Origin of the sequence: Streptomyces sp. NPDC017202 (genome assembly GCF_044331705.1) — a bacterium.
GTDB lineage: Bacteria > Actinomycetota > Actinomycetes > Streptomycetales > Streptomycetaceae > Streptomyces.
Map to the genome: position 1 here is coordinate 362,053 of NZ_JBIRNP010000002.1, position 19,641 is coordinate 381,693.

Here is a 19,641-nt window from a genome sequence, read left to right on the forward strand (position 1 = left end):
GCGATCACCCGAACGGGTGTCTCATGGATCTGGGGAGAAGGAGGCGATCATGCGCATCACTCCGGCCTTGCGGACGACCGCCCTGCGGACGACCGCCCCGCGGACACCCGCCCTGCGGACTCTGACCGTGGCCCTGCTCAGCGGTGGCACCTTCGCCGTGGCGGCGCTCGGCACCACGGCGGCGGCGGCTCCGTCGGCCTCCACCGACGTCCCGGCGACACGCCACAGCGGTTCCGGTGCCGTCCGAGGCACCGTCACCTCCCGCACCGACCTGACCCTGCGGCAGGCACCCACCACGCACGCGCCCTCCGCCGGCACGCTCGCGCCGGGCAGCCGGGACCTGGTGGAGTGCCGGGTGCTGGGGCAGAGCGTCAACGGCGACGCGCACTGGTACTGGCTGGCCGGTGCGCGGGCCTGGGCCAGTGCCGCCTTCGTGTCCACCGGCGGCGAGCGGGTGCCCGACTGCGCCGACCCCTGCCCGCGCTGGAAGGACGACGACTGGGCCAACTGGAACGACGCCTGGGACGACGAGCCGTGGAGCGTCACCGGATCCGGCTCCGTCGGCTTCAGCTTCAGCTTCTCGGGCTCGTGGAGCTTCAGTGCCACGGGGAGCGTCGAGGGGAGCGCCACCGGAAGCGACGGGGGAAGCGCCGCCGGAGGCACCACCGGAGCCTCGCCGGAGGAGTGGGTGTGGGTCCCGCTCGTCCGGTGAGTGGAGGGATGAGGGAAGACGTGGGCCCCGGCGAGAACCGCCGGGGCCCACGTGCGGCAGGGGACGGGTGGCTGTCCGATCGGGTTGCCGTCCGGTCGGGTGGCTATCCGATGCGGTGCCCCTCCGCGTCCTCGTGCGTGTAGTAGCGGTAGAACATCACCGCGAAGAAGCCCGCCGCGACCGCGATCGAGACGCCCGCCGAGTACAGCGTGCTCGATCCGCTCTGGTTGACGAGGAATCCGGTCGCGCACCCGGCGAACGCCGCCCACAGCAGGGCGTGCACTTCGCGGCGCAGCCTCGGGGCCACGGCGCGGACGCCGACGTACAGCGCGATGAACACGAGCGCGGTCACGAGGCCGAACAGGACGTTCCAGCCGGTGATCGGCCCGCCGCTGCGCCGGTTCGCCGCGGCCCAGTAGCCGTAGACCAGCCCGAGCGCGACGGGAACCGCCCACTTCGCGACCGCGTGGGTCCGTTCGTCGAAGACGTCGGGCAGGCCGCCCGCCCGGGGCCCGGTCAGGGCCGGCGTGCGCATGCCCGGTGTGGGTGCCGCATGAGCCATGGGAGCACTCCTCTCTGCTGGTCCCCCGCTTCCAGGGCACACCTGGGCGGGGGCGGCGGCAAGTCGGTGGGAGGCGCCTCCCGCGCGGTGCGGGCCGGGGTGCGGGCCGGGGTGCGGCGCCCGCGCGGGCGTGTTTCGCTGGGGCGGTGAGCGACCGAGGGGGCCAGGGGCTGCTCGCCCGCCACCCGCGCGCCGGGCGCCGGGACGTGCTGGAGCGGCAGAAGCTGCTGCAGTTCCGCGGCCACAGCGTCACCTGGCTGGTGCCGCTGCTGACGCTGGTCGTCATCGCCGTCGTCGACCTGACCACCAGCGGGGAGTTCCGCGTCGTCTCCTGGTGCGTGTTCGTCGCCGCGCTGGCCGCCGTCCTGTGCGGGGTGCGGACGACGGCCCTCTTCGCCGTCCTGGCGCTCGTCACCTACGTCGGCGCGGACTCCGCCTGGCCCGCCGAGTACCGGGAGGGTGCGGGCGATTTCGTCCTCGTCCTGGTCGGCGGGGCTCTCTCGGTCCTGGCCGCCGCGCTCCGGGTGCGCGGCGAGCGGCGGATGCTGCACATGCGGAACATCGCCGACACGACCCGCCGTACGGTGCTGCGGCCGCTGCCGCCCGGCTGGGGCGGCCTCGACCACGCCGCGGTCTACCTCGCCGCCGACGCCGACGCGCGCGTGGGCGGCGACTTCTACGACATCCAGCCCGGACCGCACGGCACCCGCGTCCTCCTCGGCGACGTCCAGGGCAAGGGGCTGGGCGCGGTGGAGGCGGCGGCCGCCCTCCTCGGCACCTTCCGGGAGGCCGCCTACCACGAGGCGGACCTGGCGACGGTCGCCGACCGGCTGGAGACCCGGATGCGGCGCCACCGCGCCCACACCGTCGCCCTCGGCCGCGCCGACGGGGACCGGTTCGCCACGGCCGTCCTGCTGGCCTTCCCCGAGGGGGAGCACGGGGTGGTCGACGTGGTCGTGTTCGGTCACGAGGCGCCGCTCGCCGTCGGCCGCGGCGGCGTACGGCCGCTGCCGCACGGCGGCGGACTCCCCCTCGGCCTCGCCGAACTCGCCCGCGGCGGCCCTCCGCCGGTGCTGCGCGCCGCCGTCGCCCCCGAGGAGACGCTGCTGCTCGTCACCGACGGCGTCACCGAGGCGCGGGACCGCGCCGGTGCCTTCTACCCCCTCGCCGACGACGTCGCCGACGGCCTCGCCCGCGATCCGCGCACCGCCGCCCCCGGCCGCCTGGTCGCCTACGTCCGCGACCGCACGCTGCGGCACTGCGGCGGCCGTCTCATCGACGACACGACGATCTTCGCGGTACGGCCGCGGGGCGCGGGGAGCACGCAGGGCGGGCCGGACGGGCGGGACGGGCGGGGCACGGGGGGCGGGCCGGACGGGCGGGACGGGCGGGACGGGCGGGGCACGGACGCAGACGAAGGCCCCGTAGGGGGACGTTTGCAGACCTGAGGCCCCCGTTTGCAGCAGCAGCGGTTACGGTGCTGACGTACGTGATCGACAGGGGGAGGGACCATGCCCGGAACCGTGCTGCTGCTCGCGGCCTCACCCGTGGGCAAGGGGTGCCTGGTGGACGCGGCATCCGTGCTTCCCGTGCTGGCGGCCGTGCCGCCCGCCGTCCTGGCCGGCACCGACACGGCGAACGTCGTCGAACTCGCCGATCCGCTGGAGCCGCAGGCCGTGCTGACCCGGCTGCGGGCCGCCGCGGCGGCGCCCGGACCGCTGACCGTGTTCGTCGCCGGGCAGCTCCAGCTCGACCGCAAGCAGCGGCTGCCGCATCTGGCGCTGGCCCGTACGACGCCGTCGACCGTGCGCTACACCGGCTTCCCCTGGCACTGGTTCCGTGAGGAGCTGCGGTTGCGGGCGCCCGGGACGACGACGCTGCTGCTCGACCTGCACGCGGACGCCGAGACCTGGGGATGGCTGCGGGGACGGGGGCTGGAGTGCGGGGCGGGGGTCGCCGCGTACGGGAGGGTCGCGCCTCCGGCGGGGCGGCGGAAGGTGGCCGCGCCCACCTACATGAAGGCGATCGCCACCGTGCTGCGGAGCGGGGGGCGGCCGGGGCCGGAGCAGCTGCACCAGACGGCGTTGGCGAGGATCGCCGGAGAGGGGGAGGTGGGGGACCTGGTGCTGTGGGGGACGGGTTCGCCTGCGGGGCCGGGCGCGGGTCCCGTGCCGGGTACGGGTGCGGGTCCAGTGCCGGGTACGGGTGCTGGTCCAGTGCCGGGTGCGGGCCCCGTGCCGGGTCCGGGGGCGGGGGTCCCCGGTGGGGTCGCCCCCGCCGCCCCTTCCCTCCCCGCCGCCCCCGGGGGCGGCGCCCCCGGACTCCCGCTGCCGGCCCTGGAAGGCCCTCGTCCGCACACGCCGGACGGGCCGGCGGACGACCCCCACGCCCGCATCACGGCGGCCGTCCAGGCCGGAGACCACTCCGCCGCCGACGCTCTCGCCGCCCGCCTGGAGCAGGCCGCGCTCGTCGCGCACGGGGCCGGGTCGGAGCAGGCGCTGCACTGGTCCGAGGTGCGGGCCGATCTGGCGATGTTCGCGGGGGACGCCGAGCGCAGTTGCCGTACCTGGATGGCGGTCGCGGCGGCGCGGCTGGCCGCGGGGCAGCCCGCCGACGCGGCGCCGGTGGAGGCGGCCGTGGACCGGGCCCACCACCAGTGGGGGCGCGTCACGGACCGGGACCGGGCCCGCGACCTCGGCCCGGCGCTCGCGGAGCTGCGCGGCCGGGTACCGGGCCGCCGGCAGGGCGCCCTGGACCACGTCCGCGAGCAGCTCCGCCAGCTCCAGACGCAGGGGTAGGACCGGTCCGCCCGCCTGCGGGCGCCGGGCCCGCGTGCCTGCGGGCGCCGGGACCCGGTCCTCCGCCGCGACCTGTGGAACCTCGTCGGCCCCGCCCGCCTGCGGGAGTCGGGGGCCGCCGGTCCGGGTCCGCGCCCCCTACTCGCCGGCGCGCTCCACGCCGGTCGACAGCTGGGGGGTGTCCGCGGTGCGGGCCGGGACCGCGTTGGCGGCGGTGACGAGGGCCGCCACGGCTATGACGGCCGCCGCGACGGCTCTGGCGTATCGCCATGAGGGGCGCCCGTAGGGTGCGGATGTGCGTTCCTGCACGGCAACCTCGCAACGTCGTCGGCGGCTGAGGGCGAAAAGCGGCGGTGGACGGGACGGTGGGCAAAAAGCGGGAACGGCAGCGGCCGTCACGTCAACCGTGTATTAAGCATGCTTAACACGCCGTTTAACCTAGGGGCTGCGCAAGCCGAACGGCAAGAGGGTCAGGGGTAGTTGAGGGTGATTCGGGCCGTAGGTGAGCGGGACGAACCGGAGGTCATCGGACGCCGGGTGCAGCGGCTGCGGGTCGAACAGGGGCTCACTCAGCGCCAGTTGGCCGAGCCGACCTACACCCCCGCCTATGTCTCGACGCTGGAGGCCGGCCGGGTGCGGCCCTCCGACGAGGCGCTCAGGCACATCGCGGAGCGGCTCGGCGTCGACGTCGAGGAGCTGGCCACCGGCCGCTCCGCCCGGCTCGTCACCGGTCTGCGGCTGCGGCTCACCGAGGCCCAGCGCGCCCTGGCCACCGGGGAGGCGCAGCAGGCGGCACGGCAGTTCACGGAACTGCTCGCGGAGGCCGAGCAGCACGGCCTCGTCGAGGAGCAGGCCACCGCCCTGCTGGGGCTCGGGGAGTGCGGGATCGACACCGGCGAGCTGGAGGCGGCCCGCGGACACTTCGAGCGGGCGGAGCGCTGCCTGGCGCACGCGCCGCTCCCGGCCCGCGTCCCCGCCCTGCGCGGCCGGGCCGTCGCCCACTACCTGACGGGTGAACTCCGTTACGCCGTCTACCTGCTGGAGTCCACCCTCGACGAGCTGAACCGCGGCGGTCTGCACGACCCCGACGCGCTGCTGCTGCTCTACGCCTCCGTCATCGGCCCCTACATGGACATGGGCGCCCAGGCCCGCGCCGCCCAGGCCGCCGAGTTCGCCCTGGCGCTCGCGCCGCAGGCCGGCGATCCCGCCCTCGTCGCCCGGATGCACCGCTCGGTGGCCCGCACCCTCCTCGCCGAGGGCCGTCTCGCCGAGGCCGACGCCTCCCTGGCCAAGGCCGCCGAGCTGTACCGCCAGCTCCAGCTGCGCACCGAACTCGCCAACTGCCACTGGATGCGCGGCTACGTCTACGCCCAGAACAACCAACTGGAGCGGGCCGAAGATGAGTTGAAGCAGGCGCAGGCCATGCTCTCGGCCCAGCGCGCCGCCCTCTACATCAGCCAGGTCGCCGTCGAGCTGGCCGACGTCCTGCACCGCCGCGGGAAGTCCGAGGAGGCCGCCGCCCTGCTGCACGGGGTGCTCGGCGACCTGTCCTCGGAGCGCGGCGCCGTGCACGCGGCCGGTGCGCACCGCCTGCTCGGCATCATCGCCGAGGACGCCCGCGACACCGACGCCGCCGAGGAGCACTACGTCCGCGCCCTGAGCCTGCTGGAACGCGCGGGCGCCGCCGGTGACCTCGCCGACCTGTGCCGTCTCCTCGGAGACCTGCTGCGCCGTACCGGCCGGGTGGAGGCCGCCTTGGACGCCTACCGCACGGGCCTCGGCCACCGTACGGCCCCCGGCACCACGACCCTGGGGCCGGCACCGGCCCAGCCGCCGCTGTAGCGGGCCCCGCGGCGGCCCTTCACCCGCTGTGGCGGGCCCCGTCGGCGGGCCCCTCACCGGTCCCCGGCCCTCACCGGCCGCTCCCCGCCGAAGCCGGGGTCCCGCACGGGCGGCGTCGCCGGCGTGCCCGCGACGGAGTGCGGCGGACGGCGGCGGGACGGGCGTGCGGGAACAAGGGACGGTGGCCGACGGCGTGCGGGAACGGCGGACGGTGGCCGACGGTCTGCGGACCGTCGTACGGGCGCTCGTGCACGCCGTGCTCGGCGGCACCGCGCTGCTCGCCGTCGCCTGCTGCGCGGCCGACGCCACCACCGGCAAGGCCGAGGTCCACGGCGCGGACGCGCCGCCCGCCGGCACGTGGGTCGCCGTCACCGGCGTCCGGCACCCGGAGGGCGCCCGCGGCTCGGAGGCGGCCTGGCCGCCGGTCCCCGACGCGGTGACGGTCACGCGGGTGCGGCAGCCCGCGTGACCCGTACGAGAAGGCCTGGGCCGGGCCGGTTTCCGGCGCCGGTGAGGGCGGTACCCGGCGGGCTACGGGGAGTCCTGAGCCGTACGCGCGGGCGGAGGTGATCACCGTGCCCGACCGGAACCGGGAACGGGCGGCGGAGGTGATCGCCCAGGAAGTGGGCGGCGCCGAACCCCGGGACGTGCCGGAGCGGTTGTGCGCCGCGGCGGTACGGCTGCTGCCGGTGATCGGCGCGAGCGTGTCACTGCGCGGCGAGGGGATGCCCGTACCCGTGAGCGCGAGCGGCGAGCGGGCCGCGCACCTGATGGAGGTGCAGGCCACACTGGGCGACGGCCCCTGCCTGCGGGCGGCGGAGACCGGCGCGCCGGTGTTCGCCTCCGACCTCACGGCGGGCCGGGACGCCTCGCGCTGGCCGGTCTTCGCGCAGCAGGCGGCGGCCGCCGGGGTCCGGGCGGTGTACGCGCTGCCCCTGGGCGACCCGGCGGTGTGCGTGGGCACCCTGGACCTCTACCGGGACGTCCCCGGCGAGCTGGCCGCCGACGAGGTCCGTACGGCGCGGCTGGTGGCGGACGCGCTGACGGTGGCCCTCACGGCCCTGCCCCACGACGAGGACGCCGGCCGGTACGGCGACGGCGTCTGGCTGAGCCCGCTGGCCACCGGCCACGACGGCGTGCACCAGGCGGTCGGCATGGTCATGGCCCAGCGGGGGGTCCACCCCGACGAGGCCCTCGCCCTCCTGCGGGCCCACGCCTTCGCCGAGGGCCGCATGGTCATGGACGTGGCCCGGGAGGTCGTGGCCGGCACGACCCGCTTCGACCCGGACCGAGGAGGGCCGGACTGAGGAGGGCCGGACTGAGGAGGACCGGACTGAGGAGGACCGGACTGAGGAGGACCGGACCGAGGCGGGGCCCGCCGGTCCCGGCCCCGCCCCTCACACCTGGACCCGCCCCTGCTTCCGCACCTCCGTGAGGCGTTGCACGCCCAGCTGGACGGCGGCCTGGGTCGCCTCGTTGGGGACGTCGGTGAGGCCGCCGTTGGTGAGGGCGAAGGCGTCCCGGCCGGCGCGGACGACGGCGACGTCGAGGGCGAGCGCGACGGGGTCGCCGTCGGTGTCCCAGTCGGTGAGGGTGACGCGCAGGCCCTGGCGGACGTCGCCCACCTCGGGCAGCGGCTGCTCGGTGACGGTGGCGTCGAGGACCGTGCCGTCCGGTGCCTTGGCGGTGAAGCGGGCGCACTTCTGCGGCAGGGTCTTCAGCCAGGCGAGGGTGCGGTCCACGTCGGCGGGCCGCCGGTCGCTGACCTGGTAGCGGAGCTGGGCGCCGGTGTCGGCGTCGTCGAGGGCGACGACCGCGCGGGGCGGGGCGCCGAGCAGTTCGTCGCTGTAGAGGCCGTCGAGGAGTTTCTGGCAGTCGGCGGTGGGGGTGGTGGCCTTGAGCACGCCGTCCCGCCAGGTGGCGGCGCCGCGCGTCGGGGTCCAGGGTTCGCCGAGGTCGGTGCCCGTGATGAGCGCGGCGTGCGCCTGCGCGTCGGTGAGCACGGGGGAGGCGGCCGGCGCGCTGGGCCGGTCCGGGCCGGACTTCTCGACGGTGGGCAGGGCGGGCCGGGCGGTCGGCGGGTGCTCCAGTCCGAGGGTGGCGCAGGAGGCGACGGTGACCAGGGCGGTGACGGCGAGGACGGAGGCGAGGAGGGTACGGCGGGTCATCGGGGGGTGCCTCCTGGAGTGGCCGGTGCGCACCGGATCGGGTTCCGCGGGCGGGGCGCGGGGGTACGGGGGCGCGGGGGCGTCCGTCCCGGCACCGCGGGGGTGCTCCCTCCCACGGCACCACCGCCACCGCCGGCCGACCAGCGCGGCGGTCCGTCCGGGTTAACCACCGGCTCGCGGGACCGAACTGTGGTCCCCTGCGTAGGGTCGACGGACGTAGTCGCCCCGTATTCAGGACGCAGAGGAGCACCGCCGTGACCGGTCAGCCCATTCCGGTGATCATCGACTGTGACACCGGGGTCGACGACGCCCTGGCCCTGCTGTTCGCCGTACGGCATCCGGGGCTGGACGTGCGGGCGATCACCTGTGTGGCCGGGAACACCGATGTGGACGGCGTCGTCCGCAACACCCTGACCGTGCTGGAGCAGGCCGGAGCCGGGGACATCCCGGTGGCGCGGGGGGCCGAGCGCCCGCTGATCGAGCCGGTGCGCACGGCACGGCACGTGCACGGGGCGGACGGGATGGGAGACCTCGGGCTGCCCGCGCCCACCCGCCGCCCGGTCGACGTGGACGCGGTGACGCTGCTGCGCCGCGAGATCCTCGCCTCGCCGAGGCCGGTGACCCTGATCCCCATGGCGCCCCTGACGAACATCGCCCTGCTGCTGCGCACGCACCCCGAGGTGGTGGGCAACATCGAGCGGATCGTGTTCATGGGCGGGGCGGTCGCGGCCGGCAACGCGACGGCGGTCGCGGAGTTCAACGTGTGGCACGACCCGGAGGCGGCCGCGATCCTGCTCACGGCCGGGGTCCCGATCACGATGTACGGCCTGGACGTCTTCAAGAGGGTCCTGGTGCCGGCCGCCGACGTCCAGCGGCTCCGGGCCGGTGCGGAGCCCCGCCTGCGCCTGGCGGGCGAACTCCTCGCCCACCGCGATCCGGCCACCTCGGGCGACCCCACCCCCACGGGCGGTCTCGGCGACGCGGGCGCGGTCTGCGCGGTCGTCGACCCCGGCGGCCTGACCACCGAGCCGCTCCCCGTCGAGGTGAGCCTGGCCCCGGGTCCCACCCGGGGCCAGACCGTTGTGGACCGCCGCCCCCGCCCCGGCGAGTCCGAGATCCACCACGGCCCGCGCGAACAGTCCCTGGTGGACGTGGGGCTGGAGGTGGACGCGGAGCGGTACGTGAAGCTGTGGCTGACGGTCGTCGAGGGGGCTTAGAGGTGTGCTGACCCTCGCGTGCCGAGAAAGGGAACAAAAGAGCAAAAGGGCAAAAGGGTAAACGTGGAGGAATTCTTAGGACTACACTCCTTAGGAGTGTAGTCCTAAGGAGTCTCCTTGCCCTTTCCGTATTGGCGGGACAAGCCGTCGCGTGTGTTCGACCGCGGTACCGAGTGGGACGCGCTGGCCGCCTTCGCGGGACGTCCGGTCCCGCACGCCATGCTCGGGATCGTCAGCGGCCGACGCCGCATGGGCAAGACGTATCTGCTCCGGGCTCTTGTCGAGCAGTACGGCGGTTTCTACTTCGGTGCCACGGCGGCGACGGAGGCCGAGTCCCTGCGACAGTTCAGCTCCGCGCTGGCCGAGTTCACCGGCTCTCCCGTGTCCTTCTCCTTCGCCACCTGGGACGATGCGGTCTCCTATCTCTTCGGGGTCGCCGCCCCCCAACGCCGGGCAGCCGGTGGGGCGACGACGGACGCCCCGCTGCTCGTGGTCATCGACGAGTTTCCGTACCTGGTGAAGGTGGCTCCGGAACTGCCTTCACTCATCCAGCGCGAGATCGACCGGCACCAGGTGGAGGAGAGCCGTATGCGGTTGCTCCTGTGCGGTTCGGCCATGTCCGTCATGGGCGGGCTGCTGGCCAGTACCGCTCCTCTGCGTGGCAGGGCGCAGCTGGAACTGGTCGTACGGCCCTTCGGGTACCGGGCCGCCGCGGACTTCTGGAGCGTCGGCGACGACCCCGCGCTCGCCGCACGGCTGCACGCCGTCCTCGGAGGCACTCCCGCATACCGTCGTCAGTTCCTGGCGGACGACGTGCCGGTGAGCATGGGTGACTTCGACGACTGGGTCTGCCGCACCGTCCTCGCGCCGTTCAGTCCGCTGTTCCGGGAAGCGCGGTATCTGCTTGCCGAGGAGGCGGACATCCGTGACACCGCGCTCTACCACTCGGTGCTCGCCGCTGTGGCGCAGGGCAACACGACGCGAGGTGGCATCGCCGGTTACATAGGGCGCAAGTCCGTGGACATCTCTCATCCGCTCAATGTCCTGGAGGACAGTCACCTGTTGGTGCGGGAGACGGACGTTTTCCGGGCCGGGAAATCCCAGTACCGCATCACCGAGCCGCTGATCAACTTCTATGAGGCCGTCATGCGCCCGGCCTGGGCACGGCTGGAGAGCGGACAGGCCGCAGAGGTGTGGGCGCAGTCGTCCGAGCGCTTCGCGGCCCAGGTGGCCGGTCCGCACTTCGAGGCGGTGTGCCGGGAGTACGTGCTCGGGCCGGGGCGTTCTCTGCTCGGCACGTCACTGGGGGAGGTCGGACACGGGGTGGTGACCGACCCGAGGGAACGCCGGCAGATCCAGGTCGACGTGGCCGCGGTCGAACCGGGATCCGGGGGGACCAGGGCCGCCGTCACCCTGCTCGGTGAGGCGAAGTGGGGGACCGTCATGGGTCTGAACCACCTGGAGCGGCTCCGCCGGGCGAGGGATCTCCTGACGGGACGAGGCATGGACACCACGCGATGTGGGCTGGCCTGTTTCAGCGCCGCGGGATTCAGCGACGCGCTGAGGGCCGAAGCGGAGCGAGGCCATGCCCTGCTGATCGGGCTTGACGAACTCTACGGTCGTGCGATGCCGACGGCTGTGCTGCCCTGACGGGCGAGGCCGGGCTCAGGGAGCCCTCTGCGAGAACCGTGCCGATCGACGGGCGACGGGAGGAAAAACCGGCCGCCCCGCGCCTTGGAGACGTCGGGGCGGCCGGTTCGCGAGATCGTTCACCGCGGTTCGCGGCAGGGTCAGGCCTGGTTGCCCTTGCGGCGGCGGGTCGCCACGACGATCGCCGCGCCGCCCAGGAGCAGGGCCGCCGCGCCGCCCGCGATGACGGGGGTGTTGCTGTCGGCGCCGGTTTCGGCGAGGTCGCCGCCACCGCCGTTCGGGGTGGGGGCCGCGGCCGGGGTGGACTCCGAGGCGGACGGCTCCGGCGCGGAGGGCGACGGGGTCGACGCGGGGGTGGTCTCCGGGGGCGTCCCGGTGGACGGCGTCGACGGCGGCGCCTCCGTGGACGGGGAGGCCGGGGGCTGCTCGGCGGGCGGCTGTTCGGCCGGCGGTTCCTCGGCGGGCGGCTGCTCGGCGGGCGGCTCCTCGGACGGGGCGCAGTACTTCGTGCCCCCGTTCCAGGCCGCGATCAGCTTGTCCTTGATGACCGGGCGGTCCGGGCCCTTGGGCAGGTCGCCGTGGTCGAAGCCGTCCTTCGCGTCGAGCCTGCCGTCGAACTTCACGGCGCCCCGGTAGAGGTCGATCTGCGCGTAGCAGCCCGCGTCGGGCACGGCGATGTCGAGGGTGCCGGTCGCGCCGGGCTGGAGCGTCACGGTGTCGAAGTCGACGAAGACCTGCTCGCCCGAGGTCCGGAAGTCCGGGCCGTGGGCCAGGTAGGAGGCGAGCGAGGCGGTGCAGGTGGTGGCCTTGTCGGCGGCCCGCACGGTGAGGTGGACCTTGCCGTCGCCGCTCGGCTTCAGGTTCTGGTCGTCGACCTTGACGGAGTCGTAGAAGTGCGTGCCGTCGAGCGAGAACTGGCAGCGGTCGGTCTCCGTCTCCGTGCCCGCCCCGGTGCCCGGCTGGTACTGGCCGCCGGACTTCCAGCCGTCGCCGCCGGGCGTCCCGGTGCCGGCCCAGGCCCCGGAGGCGGCGGCGACGGACGCGGTGCACAGGGCGAGTGACGCGGCGCCCGTCCCCAGCAGGCGGCGCACGGAAACACGTCTCGCTATGGACATGCGATTCCCATCTTGGCGAGTGCGAGTGCCCGTCACGGCGGCGTCGCGGCACGGCGATGCCCGGGTGACGGCGCAGCTCGGCGGTCCAGAAGAGTTCGGAAGAAACACCGGGCCCATCGGTCACATGCGCCACGGTGTGCGCTCATCGTGGGTCGCGAGGCGGAGGCCTGTCAACCTGCGGCAAACACAGGTCAGTTCAAGTTTCGTCACATCTCCCCCACGTACGGAATGATCCACTCCGCAAGGTGCGGATGTTCGCCTTCCCGGCAAAGTGGACAGACTTGTGGGCGTGACCGACTCCGCGCCCGCACCCGGGACGACCCCCGCACCCGGGACAGACCAGCCGCCCGTCCCCGACTTCTCCGCCCACGACCCCCACTGGTGGCGCCAGGCCGTCGTCTACCAGGTCTATCCGCGCAGCTTCGCCGACGCCGACGGCGACGGCCTCGGCGACCTGAGGGGGATCACCGGCCGCCTCCCGCACCTCGGCGCGCTCGGCGTCGACGCGCTCTGGCTCAGCCCGTTCTACCCGTCCGAGCTGGCCGACGGCGGCTACGACGTCATCGACCCCCGGGACGTCGACCCGCGCCTGGGCTCCCTGGCCGACTTCGACGCGCTGGCCGCCGAGGCCCACCGCCTCGGGCTGAAGGTGATCGTCGACATCGTCCCCAACCACACCTCGCACCTGCACGTCTGGTTCCGGGAGGCGCTGGCCGCCGGTCCCGGCTCCCCGGCCCGCGAGCGCTACGTCTTCCGCGACGGGCGCGGCGCGCACGGCGAACTCCCGCCCACCGACTGGCAGTCGGTGTTCGGTGGCAGCGCCTGGCAGCGCGTCCCGGACGGCCAGTGGTACCTGCATCTCTTCGCCCGCGAGCAGCCCGACCTCAACTGGGACCACGACGAGGTCCGCGAGGACTTCCGCACCACCCTGCGCTTCTGGTCGGACCGGGGCGTCGACGGCTTCCGCGTGGACGTGGCCCACGCCCTGGCCAAGGACCTGAGCGAGCCGCTCCGCGACCTCGGTGCCGCGGGGGCGGCCGCCGAGGACGTGCTCGTGACCCTCACCCCCGGCAGCCACCCCTTCTACGACCGCGACGAGGTCCACGACATCTACCGCGACTGGCGCCGCGTCCTGGACTCCTACTCCCCGCCCCGCACGGCGGTCGCCGAGGCCTGGGTGCCGGGCACCCGCCGCGCGCTGTACGCCCGCCCCGACGAACTGAACCAGGCCTTCAACTTCGAGTACCTGCAGACCCCCTGGGACGCGGCGGCGATCCGCGAGGTCATCACGTCCTCGCTCGCCACCGCCCGCGCGGTCGGCGCCTCCGCGACCTGGGTGCTCTCCAACCACGACGTGGTCCGCCACGCCTCGCGCCTGATGCTCCCGCCGGGCACGGACGAGAACGCCTGGCTGCTGTCCGGCGGCCGCGCCCCGCACGTCGACGAGGAGGCCGGTCTGCGCCGCGCCCGCGCGGCCACGCTGCTGATGCTGGCGCTGCCGGGGTCGTCGTACGTCTACCAGGGGGAGGAACTCGGCCTGCCCGAGGTCGCCGACCTGCCCGTGGAGGTCCTCCAGGACCCGCTGTGGGAGCAGACGGGCCGGGTCCGCAAGGGCCGCGACGGCTGCCGGGTGCCGCTGCCGTGGACGACCACGGGCCCCTCGTACGGCTTCGGCGCGGGCGGCGCGTGGCTGCCGCAGCCGGAGTCCTTCGCGCGGTACGCCGTCCAGGCCCAGGACGGCACGGACGGCTCGACCCTGGAGCTGTACCGCACCGCCCTGCGCCTGCGCCGCAAGCTGCTGGACGGCGAGGGCCTCACCTGGGCGGAGGACACCCCGCCCGGCGTGCTGGACTTCGCCCGCTCGGCCGGCTGGCGGTGCGTCACCAACCTGTCGGACGCGCCGGTGCCGTGCCCGCCGGGCGAGGTGCTGCTGAGCAGCGCCCCGCCGTCCGGCGACGGCCGGATCGGCCCGGACACCACGGTCTGGCTGGCGTAGCCGACGCCTGAGGCCGGCCGGGCTCACCCCGTCGGCGTGGGGGCGGGCGCCGGAGCGACCCCGGCTCCCGCCGCCGCGGCGTCGATGTCCACGGGGGTGGCCGTGGCGGTGGGCGGCGGGGTGAGCACGACCATCGGCTGGCCCGCGGGCGGCGGCGGCGGGGTCAGGTCCGACGAGGGGAGCTTCGGCGGGGTGGTCTGCTGGAAGAGGGTCTGCTCGAAGTCGACCAGGCCGGTCTTCTCCATCACCGTGATGTGGTCCAGGACGGTGTCGTTGGCCTGGTCGGCCAGCGCCCGGATGAGGGTGTTCTTGGTGGTGGAACGGACCTTCGCGATGGTGTTGAAGATCGAACCGTGCGTCATGCGCAGGATGTTCGCGAAGTCGGTGTCGAAGTCCTTGCCCGTCTTGGCGTTGATCTGGTTGACGAACGCCACCTGCTGCGGACTGGCCACGTTGGGCAGGGTGATGTTCAGCATGGGCGCCATCTTGCGGCAGGTCGTGTCCAGGGCGGCGTGACCGTCGATCAGGTGCTCGCTGGCCGTCTTGACCGCCGGACTCTGCCCCTTCTGCAGCCCGATCACGCCGAGGGGGTACTCCCAGAGCCCGGCCGCCCGTACCTTGACCACGAAGTCCCGGTCGCCCTCCGTCAGGGGCCCCCACTGGGTGTTGGCGATGATCCGGTCGTTCGAGGTGGACACCGTGTCCAGCCCCAGCATCGACGGATAGGCCAGAGCCGCGAGGGTCAAGCTCAGGGCGCCGCCCACGAAGGCAGTTCCCATCGCGTTCCGCGAAAAGCGCACCGTTCCTCCTGCCTGATCGGGAACACCGCCCGTGCTCGTTCACGCCCGGCGGGGTCCAACACAAAGGAGTACGGACGAACGCCCGCCGGAACTCACCGCTTCCGGCAAAACTTGTCGTATCGGCTGACGGGGGAGGGAGTTGCCGTGCCAGGACAGGCGAAGGTGACCGGACTGACGTACTACCCGGTGAAGAGCTGCGCCGGCATCACGGTGTCCGAGGTGCTGATCACGCCCGACGGGCTGCCGCACGACCGGGCGTACGTGATCACCGACGAGACGGGCGGACCGCGCTGGCAGGGGGGCGACCCCCGGATGGCGCTGATCACCCCCCGGCTCGTGGAGGAGGGCGCCGGGTTGACCCTGCGTGCCCCCGGCCAGGCCGCCCTGCGGGTGACCGGGGAGGGCGAGGAGGTCACGAAGGTGCCGGGGCAGCCGTACGGCGCCGTCGACCAGGGCGAGGAGGCGGCCGCGTGGGTGACCGGGGTCCTCGGCCGCCCGAGCCGGCTGCTGCGTGTGCGTACGGCCCCCGGCGGCACCGCGGCCAACGACAACCGCCTGCACGTGGTCTCGCGCGCGAGCCTGGACCTGCTGAACCGGCACCTGGCCGGGCGCGGCGTCGCCCCGCTCCCCATGAACCGCTTCCGCCCCAACCTCGTCGTGGACGGCTGGGACACCCCGCACACGGAGGACACCGCCGCCCGCCTCCTGATCGGCGACACCGAACTGGCCCTCACCGAGCTGACGGTCCGCTGCGCGATCACGATGGTCGACCAGGAGACGGGCCGCCGGGCCGGCCCGGAACCCCTGCGCACCCTGGCGGACCACCGCCGCGCGGAGGACGGCGGCGGCACGGTCTTCGGGGCGTACTTCAGGGTGGTGCGGGAGGGGAAGGTGACGGTGGGCGACGCGGTGCGGGTCCTGGAGGCCGTGGAGGGTTAAAGGACCCGGGTGCGTATGGCGTCGAGGAGGTGGGTGAGGGGGGCGGGGGAGGTGGTGAGGACCGTGGTGGGGGCGTCGCTCTCGCGGAGGTGGAGGGTGGTGGGGGTGGCGGCGAGTTCGAGGCAGTTGGAGCCGTCTCCGCCGCCGGAGTAGGACGACTTCTGCCAGTTGTCCGGAGCGGTCACGGGGTGCCTCACAGTTCCCTCGCAAGTCGATGGATGAAGTCACGCGAACGATCGGGATCGAGTGACACTGCCTCGATTTTACGGAAGAGCGTTCGAAAAGCGCCGAGTTGTGCCTCGGAGTCCACGAAGGCCGTGCCGTTGGTCGTGACATCGCGCACGACCGTGTCCAGTTTGGGGACGGCGCCGCCCGCGTACATCATCGTGCTCCACGCCCCGGCGAAACCGTCCAGGTCGAAGGGGATGACGCGGACGGTGACGTTGTCGGCCTCCGACAGTTCCAGGACGCGCGTGAGCTGAACACGTGTGGCGGCGCGGTCGCCGACCCTGATGCGCAGTGCTGCCTCGTGGATTACCGCTTCGTACGGGATGGGCGCGGGCCCCTCCGCGATGACCGCCCTTCGTCGCATGCGGTGCTCCACACGCATTTCCGTGTCATCTTCCGGGAGTTCTGGGACTCGGTACGAGAACACCGCGTGGGCGTAGTCCTCGGTCTGGAGAAGGCCCGGGATATTCAGAAACTCCAGATCGAGCCGGTGCGCCGCGTGATGCTCCAGTTCGGCGATGTCGAGAAACGGAGTGGGCAACTTGCCCCTGTACTCCTCCCACCAACCGTGCGTCCGGTCCGTGGCCATGGCCACCAGTGCTTCGACGAGATCGGCGTCCGTGCACGAGTAGTGAGCCGCAAGCCGCCGAACGCGTGCCTCGCTGACGCCTGCGGTACCGAACTCGATCTGGCTCATCTGCGCGGAGTCCGTGCCGAGAAGCGCGGCGGCCTCACGTCCTTTCAACCCGGCGGCTTCGCGAAGCTTTCGCAGCTCGGCGCCCAGTCGGGCCTGGCGAGCAGTCACGTACGTTCTGCGGGCCACGACGTCCTCCTTGACTCGTTCGGGGAGCAGATTACGCAACGGCTTGCGCGGTCCCAAATTGTGGCCCTACCGTCAGTGATGCGTTGAACACGTTGCGGAAGCGCACCGCGCCGTCCTGCCCGGACGGCTGCGGCACTGCCACCGCGCCCTCACCCACCCCTGTCTCAGACGGAGTTGACGCATGCCCGAAAGCACCCCCGACACGTGGGAGTACTCCCTTCATATCCCCAACGACGTCAGAGCCGTCCCGGTCTGTCGCCGCACGCTGCGTCTGATCCTGACCGTGCACGGGCTGATCGGCAGGGTGGACACCGCGGAGCTGATCGCCTCGGAGCTGGTCTCCAACGCCGTCCTGCACACGAAGGGTCCGGCGGCGCTGCGCGTCCGCTGGGCGGACGGTGTGCTGCGGGTGGGGGTGTGGGACGCGGACCCGGAGCCGCCCGACCCGCCGCGCGAGGTGGCGGACCTGGCGGACGCCGAGAACGGCCGGGGCACGGCGCTGGTGCGGGCGCTGGCGGAGGTGTGGGGCTGGCACCCGCTGTCCCGGTTCGGGCACCGGGGCAAGTACGTGTGGTGTGACGTGCCGGCGGCATAGCTCGTTGAGCTGATCGCACAGAAAGGAGAGCCGATGGTCGGCTCGTCGCACGAGGCCATGCACCGGATCTTCCAGAAGGATCCCGCATTGCGGGAGGGCGGCGAAGTCGGCCTGCCCCACTCGTCGTTCCTTTCAGATGCTGAAGCGTTCGACGAGCATCTTCATGGTGTCGAAGGCGGGCTTGGGGGAGTAGTCGTCGGTGGTGAGCCCGAATTGATGGAACAGTCCCGTTCGGGTGCTGTCGGCATCTCGCAGGGCGAAATGCGTGTAGCCGCTCAGGTGGAGTTGCTTCGACCGGGCGGCGATCACCTTCACCACGGTCTCGACGACGTCGGCCTGCCGGTGCGGGGGGCGCTCGGGGCCGGTGGGCCAACCGTGCTCGGTGATGTGCAGCGGCAGGTGTCCCAGGCCCGAGGGCGTCAGCACCGAGTCACGGTGATGACGCAGCAGCCCCTCGACGGCGTCCGCGAGTTCGGACGCGTCGACGGGCTGGAAGACGTCGGGGAAGAAGTCCAGGCCCACGTAGTCCAGATCGGTGACGAAGTCTTCTCCCCCGAGGTCGGTCAGATCGGTGATGAAGGAGGTGGCCGGCCCGAAGAGCGGAGTGGTGTTGAATCCGACCCGGAGGTCCGCGTGACCGAGTTCACGTGCTCGCGTTTTGGCGGTGGAAACCCCGCGGACGATCGCCTCGCGCACCGCCGGGTAGTAGCCGTCCAGCGTCGGGTTCGAGGTGACGTTGGGCTCCTCCGTCACCTGCAATGTGCTCGTGATCGCGCCGTACTGCTCGACCAGCTCGCGCAGGAAGTCGCAGAAGCCGTCGACGTCTCCGGCTGTGGACCGGTATTGCGCCACCAGGTCCAAGCGGCGCCCCCGGACAGCGTATTGGGCCGCGGTGGTCGGCGCCGCGGTCGCGTGCGGCTCGCCGAGGCGGGTGGTGTCGTCGAAGCCCGTGTAGGCGCGTACCAGGAACGGGCGGCCCGGTCGGCCCTGGAGGCGGTCGAGCGCACTCGACACGAGGGCCGGGTCGTCGGGCGGGCCACCGGCCAGGCCCCCGGTGTCGTCACCGGCGACTCCGCCCGGGTAGATCCCGAAGAGCATGCCGTCATGCGCTGTCGGTGTCACGCGTTCGACTCCTTCTGGTCCGGCGTCGCAGGGGGTGCGGAGGTTGTCGCCGTGTCGGTCGGCCACGTCAGGGAGCCGGTACGGAGGTCGTCGATGACCGAGCCGATCCATGCCACCTCGGCGCGAGCGAGGCACAACGCGTATTCGGCTTCGATGACGTGCAGGCGGGGTACGCCGGCCGCCAGTGCCTCCGCAAGGCGTTCTTCGTCGGCGGCCGTGCGCTGCCCGAGGCGCTGGGCGCGCTCGATCAGGGCCGCCACCGCGCCGCTCGTCCCGAGGGCACCGAGGTAGGTGACAGCTCCCAGAAACTGCGAGAACTCGCGCTCCGGGTTGCGGATCTGGGAGTCCAGCCGTCGTACGAGTTCGTCGTGGCCCTCCTCCGTGAGGGCGTAGACGGTCCTCTCCGGACGGTTTCCCGAGCGCTGCCGACTCTGTGGGGCGACCCATCCCGCTTCGGTCAGGACGGCAACGGTGTTGTAGAGCGTGCCCCGCGTGATCGCGGCGGCATGGTTCTCGCTGCGTTCTCGCAGTTCGGCAAGCATCTGGTGTGGATGCGAGGGCTGTTCGAGCAGGAGACCCAGCACGGCCAGGACGATCGGGTTGTCGAGAGCGCGACGTGGCATAGTCGAACTCTATCAGTCTAAATAAACTATTGAACCGCCTGTAGGAGCCGGAGTCGCGCCGGAACCGTGCCGGAGGACCCGGCGGCTCGGAGGCCGGTACCGCCGGATTCGGACGAGCGGCCGGAAGCCGGCCCGGTGTTCCGCGTGACCGCTCACGTCCGGGTCCGGTCAGTGGTACCGGTCCACCACGTAGCCCCGGCGCGTCGGCGATGCGGGACACAAGAACTCGGCGGAGGCCTTCGGGCCTCCGCCGAGCGGGCTGCGGTGACGGTGGTGGTGCCGTGACCGGTCTGACGGTGAGCTCCTGGGGCCGGGTCCCCGGGCCTGGCCGGGTCAGATCAAGTGCTGCTGGCTTCCCCAGCCGTGGCCGATCGTTGTGCCGCTGTTGAGGCTGTTGCTCTTGCTGGTGTAGAGGTAGAGGTCGCCGGTGCTGCGGTTGATGGCGGTGACG

The 19,641-nt window shown here is 73.2% G+C and carries 19 protein-coding genes; 11 read left to right on the forward strand and 8 right to left on the reverse strand.

What is annotated here, in order from left to right:
* The first annotated feature begins 49 nt into the window (after nucleotides 1-49).
* A complete protein-coding gene (locus ACH4N1_RS05865) occupies nucleotides 50-712 on the forward strand; it encodes an SH3 domain-containing protein (RefSeq protein ID WP_398094765.1) in 663 nt (220 codons plus the stop codon).
* A gap of 103 nt (nucleotides 713-815) precedes the next feature.
* Here the strand turns inward: ACH4N1_RS05865 and ACH4N1_RS05870 are convergent, their stop codons facing one another.
* Nucleotides 816-1,274, reverse strand: a complete 459-nt coding sequence (locus tag ACH4N1_RS05870; protein ID WP_398094766.1) for a transglutaminaseTgpA domain-containing protein — start codon at nucleotides 1,272-1,274, stop codon at nucleotides 816-818.
* A gap of 146 nt (nucleotides 1,275-1,420) precedes the next feature.
* Between ACH4N1_RS05870 and ACH4N1_RS05875 the strand changes: the two genes are divergently transcribed.
* The 5 genes from ACH4N1_RS05875 (at nucleotide 1,421) to ACH4N1_RS05895 (ending at nucleotide 7,221) form a co-directional block, all read left to right on the forward strand.
* Complete coding sequence (locus ACH4N1_RS05875; protein WP_398094767.1) at nucleotides 1,421-2,722, forward strand: PP2C family protein-serine/threonine phosphatase; 1,302 nt, start codon at nucleotides 1,421-1,423, stop codon at nucleotides 2,720-2,722.
* A gap of 63 nt (nucleotides 2,723-2,785) precedes the next feature.
* Nucleotides 2,786-4,072: a hypothetical protein gene (locus tag ACH4N1_RS05880; protein WP_398094768.1), complete on the forward strand. Its 1,287-nt coding sequence runs from the start codon at nucleotides 2,786-2,788 to the stop codon at nucleotides 4,070-4,072.
* A gap of 489 nt (nucleotides 4,073-4,561) precedes the next feature.
* Entirely contained in the window at nucleotides 4,562-5,914 is a 1,353-nt protein-coding gene (locus ACH4N1_RS05885; protein WP_398095256.1) for a helix-turn-helix domain-containing protein, read from the forward strand.
* Between the two features lie 181 nt (nucleotides 5,915-6,095).
* On the forward strand, nucleotides 6,096-6,383 hold the full coding sequence (locus ACH4N1_RS05890; RefSeq protein ID WP_398094770.1) for a hypothetical protein: 288 nt from the start codon (nucleotides 6,096-6,098) through the stop codon (nucleotides 6,381-6,383).
* 106 nt (nucleotides 6,384-6,489) lie between these two features.
* Nucleotides 6,490-7,221, forward strand: coding sequence for a GAF and ANTAR domain-containing protein (locus tag ACH4N1_RS05895; protein ID WP_398094771.1), 732 nt, complete (start codon nucleotides 6,490-6,492; stop codon nucleotides 7,219-7,221).
* 90 nt (nucleotides 7,222-7,311) lie between these two features.
* On the opposite strand, the gene ACH4N1_RS05900 is transcribed toward ACH4N1_RS05895, so the two are convergent.
* A complete protein-coding gene (locus tag ACH4N1_RS05900) occupies nucleotides 7,312-8,082 on the reverse strand; it encodes a hypothetical protein (RefSeq protein ID WP_398094772.1) in 771 nt (256 codons plus the stop codon).
* Between the two features lie 254 nt (nucleotides 8,083-8,336).
* Here ACH4N1_RS05900 and ACH4N1_RS05905 point away from each other — a divergent pair, with 254 nt between their 5' ends.
* Nucleotides 8,337-9,299, forward strand: a complete 963-nt coding sequence (locus tag ACH4N1_RS05905) for a nucleoside hydrolase (protein ID WP_398094773.1) — start codon at nucleotides 8,337-8,339, stop codon at nucleotides 9,297-9,299.
* Between the two features lie 117 nt (nucleotides 9,300-9,416).
* Nucleotides 9,417-10,949, forward strand: a complete 1,533-nt coding sequence (locus ACH4N1_RS05910) for an ATP-binding protein (protein ID WP_398094775.1) — start codon at nucleotides 9,417-9,419, stop codon at nucleotides 10,947-10,949.
* A gap of 140 nt (nucleotides 10,950-11,089) precedes the next feature.
* Here the strand turns inward: ACH4N1_RS05910 and ACH4N1_RS05915 are convergent, their stop codons facing one another.
* Nucleotides 11,090-12,064 (reverse strand): LAETG motif-containing sortase-dependent surface protein, encoded by a 975-nt coding sequence (locus tag ACH4N1_RS05915; RefSeq protein ID WP_398094777.1) that lies wholly within the window; start codon nucleotides 12,062-12,064, stop codon nucleotides 11,090-11,092.
* A gap of 289 nt (nucleotides 12,065-12,353) precedes the next feature.
* Between ACH4N1_RS05915 and ACH4N1_RS05920 the strand changes: the two genes are divergently transcribed.
* Nucleotides 12,354-14,060 (forward strand): glycoside hydrolase family 13 protein, encoded by a 1,707-nt coding sequence (locus ACH4N1_RS05920; RefSeq protein WP_398094779.1) that lies wholly within the window; start codon nucleotides 12,354-12,356, stop codon nucleotides 14,058-14,060.
* 23 nt (nucleotides 14,061-14,083) lie between these two features.
* Here the strand turns inward: ACH4N1_RS05920 and ACH4N1_RS05925 are convergent, their stop codons facing one another.
* Complete coding sequence (locus ACH4N1_RS05925) at nucleotides 14,084-14,839, reverse strand: DUF4142 domain-containing protein (protein ID WP_366059134.1); 756 nt, start codon at nucleotides 14,837-14,839, stop codon at nucleotides 14,084-14,086.
* Between the two features lie 165 nt (nucleotides 14,840-15,004).
* Here ACH4N1_RS05925 and ACH4N1_RS05930 point away from each other — a divergent pair, with 165 nt between their 5' ends.
* Nucleotides 15,005-15,799 carry an MOSC domain-containing protein gene (locus ACH4N1_RS05930; protein ID WP_398094782.1) on the forward strand — a complete coding sequence of 265 codons (795 nt, stop codon included), beginning with the start codon at nucleotides 15,005-15,007 and terminating at the stop codon, nucleotides 15,797-15,799.
* Here the strand turns inward: ACH4N1_RS05930 and ACH4N1_RS05935 are convergent.
* Nucleotides 15,796-15,984, reverse strand: a complete 189-nt coding sequence (locus tag ACH4N1_RS05935; protein WP_398094784.1) for a DUF397 domain-containing protein — start codon at nucleotides 15,982-15,984, stop codon at nucleotides 15,796-15,798. The genes ACH4N1_RS05930 and ACH4N1_RS05935 overlap by 4 nt on opposite strands.
* Nucleotides 15,985-15,992: 8 nt before the next feature.
* Nucleotides 15,993-16,850, reverse strand: coding sequence for a helix-turn-helix domain-containing protein (locus ACH4N1_RS05940; protein WP_398094786.1), 858 nt, complete (start codon nucleotides 16,848-16,850; stop codon nucleotides 15,993-15,995).
* A gap of 181 nt (nucleotides 16,851-17,031) precedes the next feature.
* Here ACH4N1_RS05940 and ACH4N1_RS05945 point away from each other — a divergent pair, with 181 nt between their 5' ends.
* Nucleotides 17,032-17,445 (forward strand): ATP-binding protein, encoded by a 414-nt coding sequence (locus ACH4N1_RS05945; RefSeq protein WP_398094788.1) that lies wholly within the window; start codon nucleotides 17,032-17,034, stop codon nucleotides 17,443-17,445.
* Between the two features lie 132 nt (nucleotides 17,446-17,577).
* Here ACH4N1_RS05945 and ACH4N1_RS05950 read toward each other — a convergent pair whose 3' ends face one another.
* The gene (locus ACH4N1_RS05950; RefSeq protein ID WP_398095259.1) at nucleotides 17,578-18,543 is read right to left on the reverse strand and encodes a hypothetical protein; all 966 of its coding nucleotides are present in this window, start codon (nucleotides 18,541-18,543) and stop codon (nucleotides 17,578-17,580) included.
* 20 nt (nucleotides 18,544-18,563) lie between these two features.
* The gene (locus tag ACH4N1_RS05955) at nucleotides 18,564-19,190 is read right to left on the reverse strand and encodes a PadR family transcriptional regulator (protein ID WP_398094790.1); all 627 of its coding nucleotides are present in this window, start codon (nucleotides 19,188-19,190) and stop codon (nucleotides 18,564-18,566) included.
* Nucleotides 19,191-19,641: the final 451 nt, after the last annotated feature.

Coding starts and splice junctions, on each gene's coding strand:
- ACH4N1_RS05900 (WP_398094772.1), bottom strand. CDS start 8,082: ATGACCCGCCGTACCCTCCTCGCCTCCGTCCTCGCCGTCACCGCCCTG.
- ACH4N1_RS05955 (WP_398094790.1), bottom strand. CDS start 19,190: ATGCCACGTCGCGCTCTCGACAACCCGATCGTCCTGGCCGTGCTGGGT.
- ACH4N1_RS05865 (WP_398094765.1), top strand. CDS start 50: ATGCGCATCACTCCGGCCTTGCGGACGACCGCCCTGCGGACGACCGCC.
- ACH4N1_RS05915 (WP_398094777.1), bottom strand. CDS start 12,064: ATGTCCATAGCGAGACGTGTTTCCGTGCGCCGCCTGCTGGGGACGGGC.
- ACH4N1_RS05950 (WP_398095259.1), bottom strand. CDS start 18,543: ATGCTCTTCGGGATCTACCCGGGCGGAGTCGCCGGTGACGACACCGGG.
- ACH4N1_RS05945 (WP_398094788.1), top strand. CDS start 17,032: ATGCCCGAAAGCACCCCCGACACGTGGGAGTACTCCCTTCATATCCCC.
- ACH4N1_RS05880 (WP_398094768.1), top strand. CDS start 2,786: ATGCCCGGAACCGTGCTGCTGCTCGCGGCCTCACCCGTGGGCAAGGGG.
- ACH4N1_RS05870 (WP_398094766.1), bottom strand. CDS start 1,274: ATGGCTCATGCGGCACCCACACCGGGCATGCGCACGCCGGCCCTGACC.
- ACH4N1_RS05925 (WP_366059134.1), bottom strand. CDS start 14,839: ATGGGAACTGCCTTCGTGGGCGGCGCCCTGAGCTTGACCCTCGCGGCT.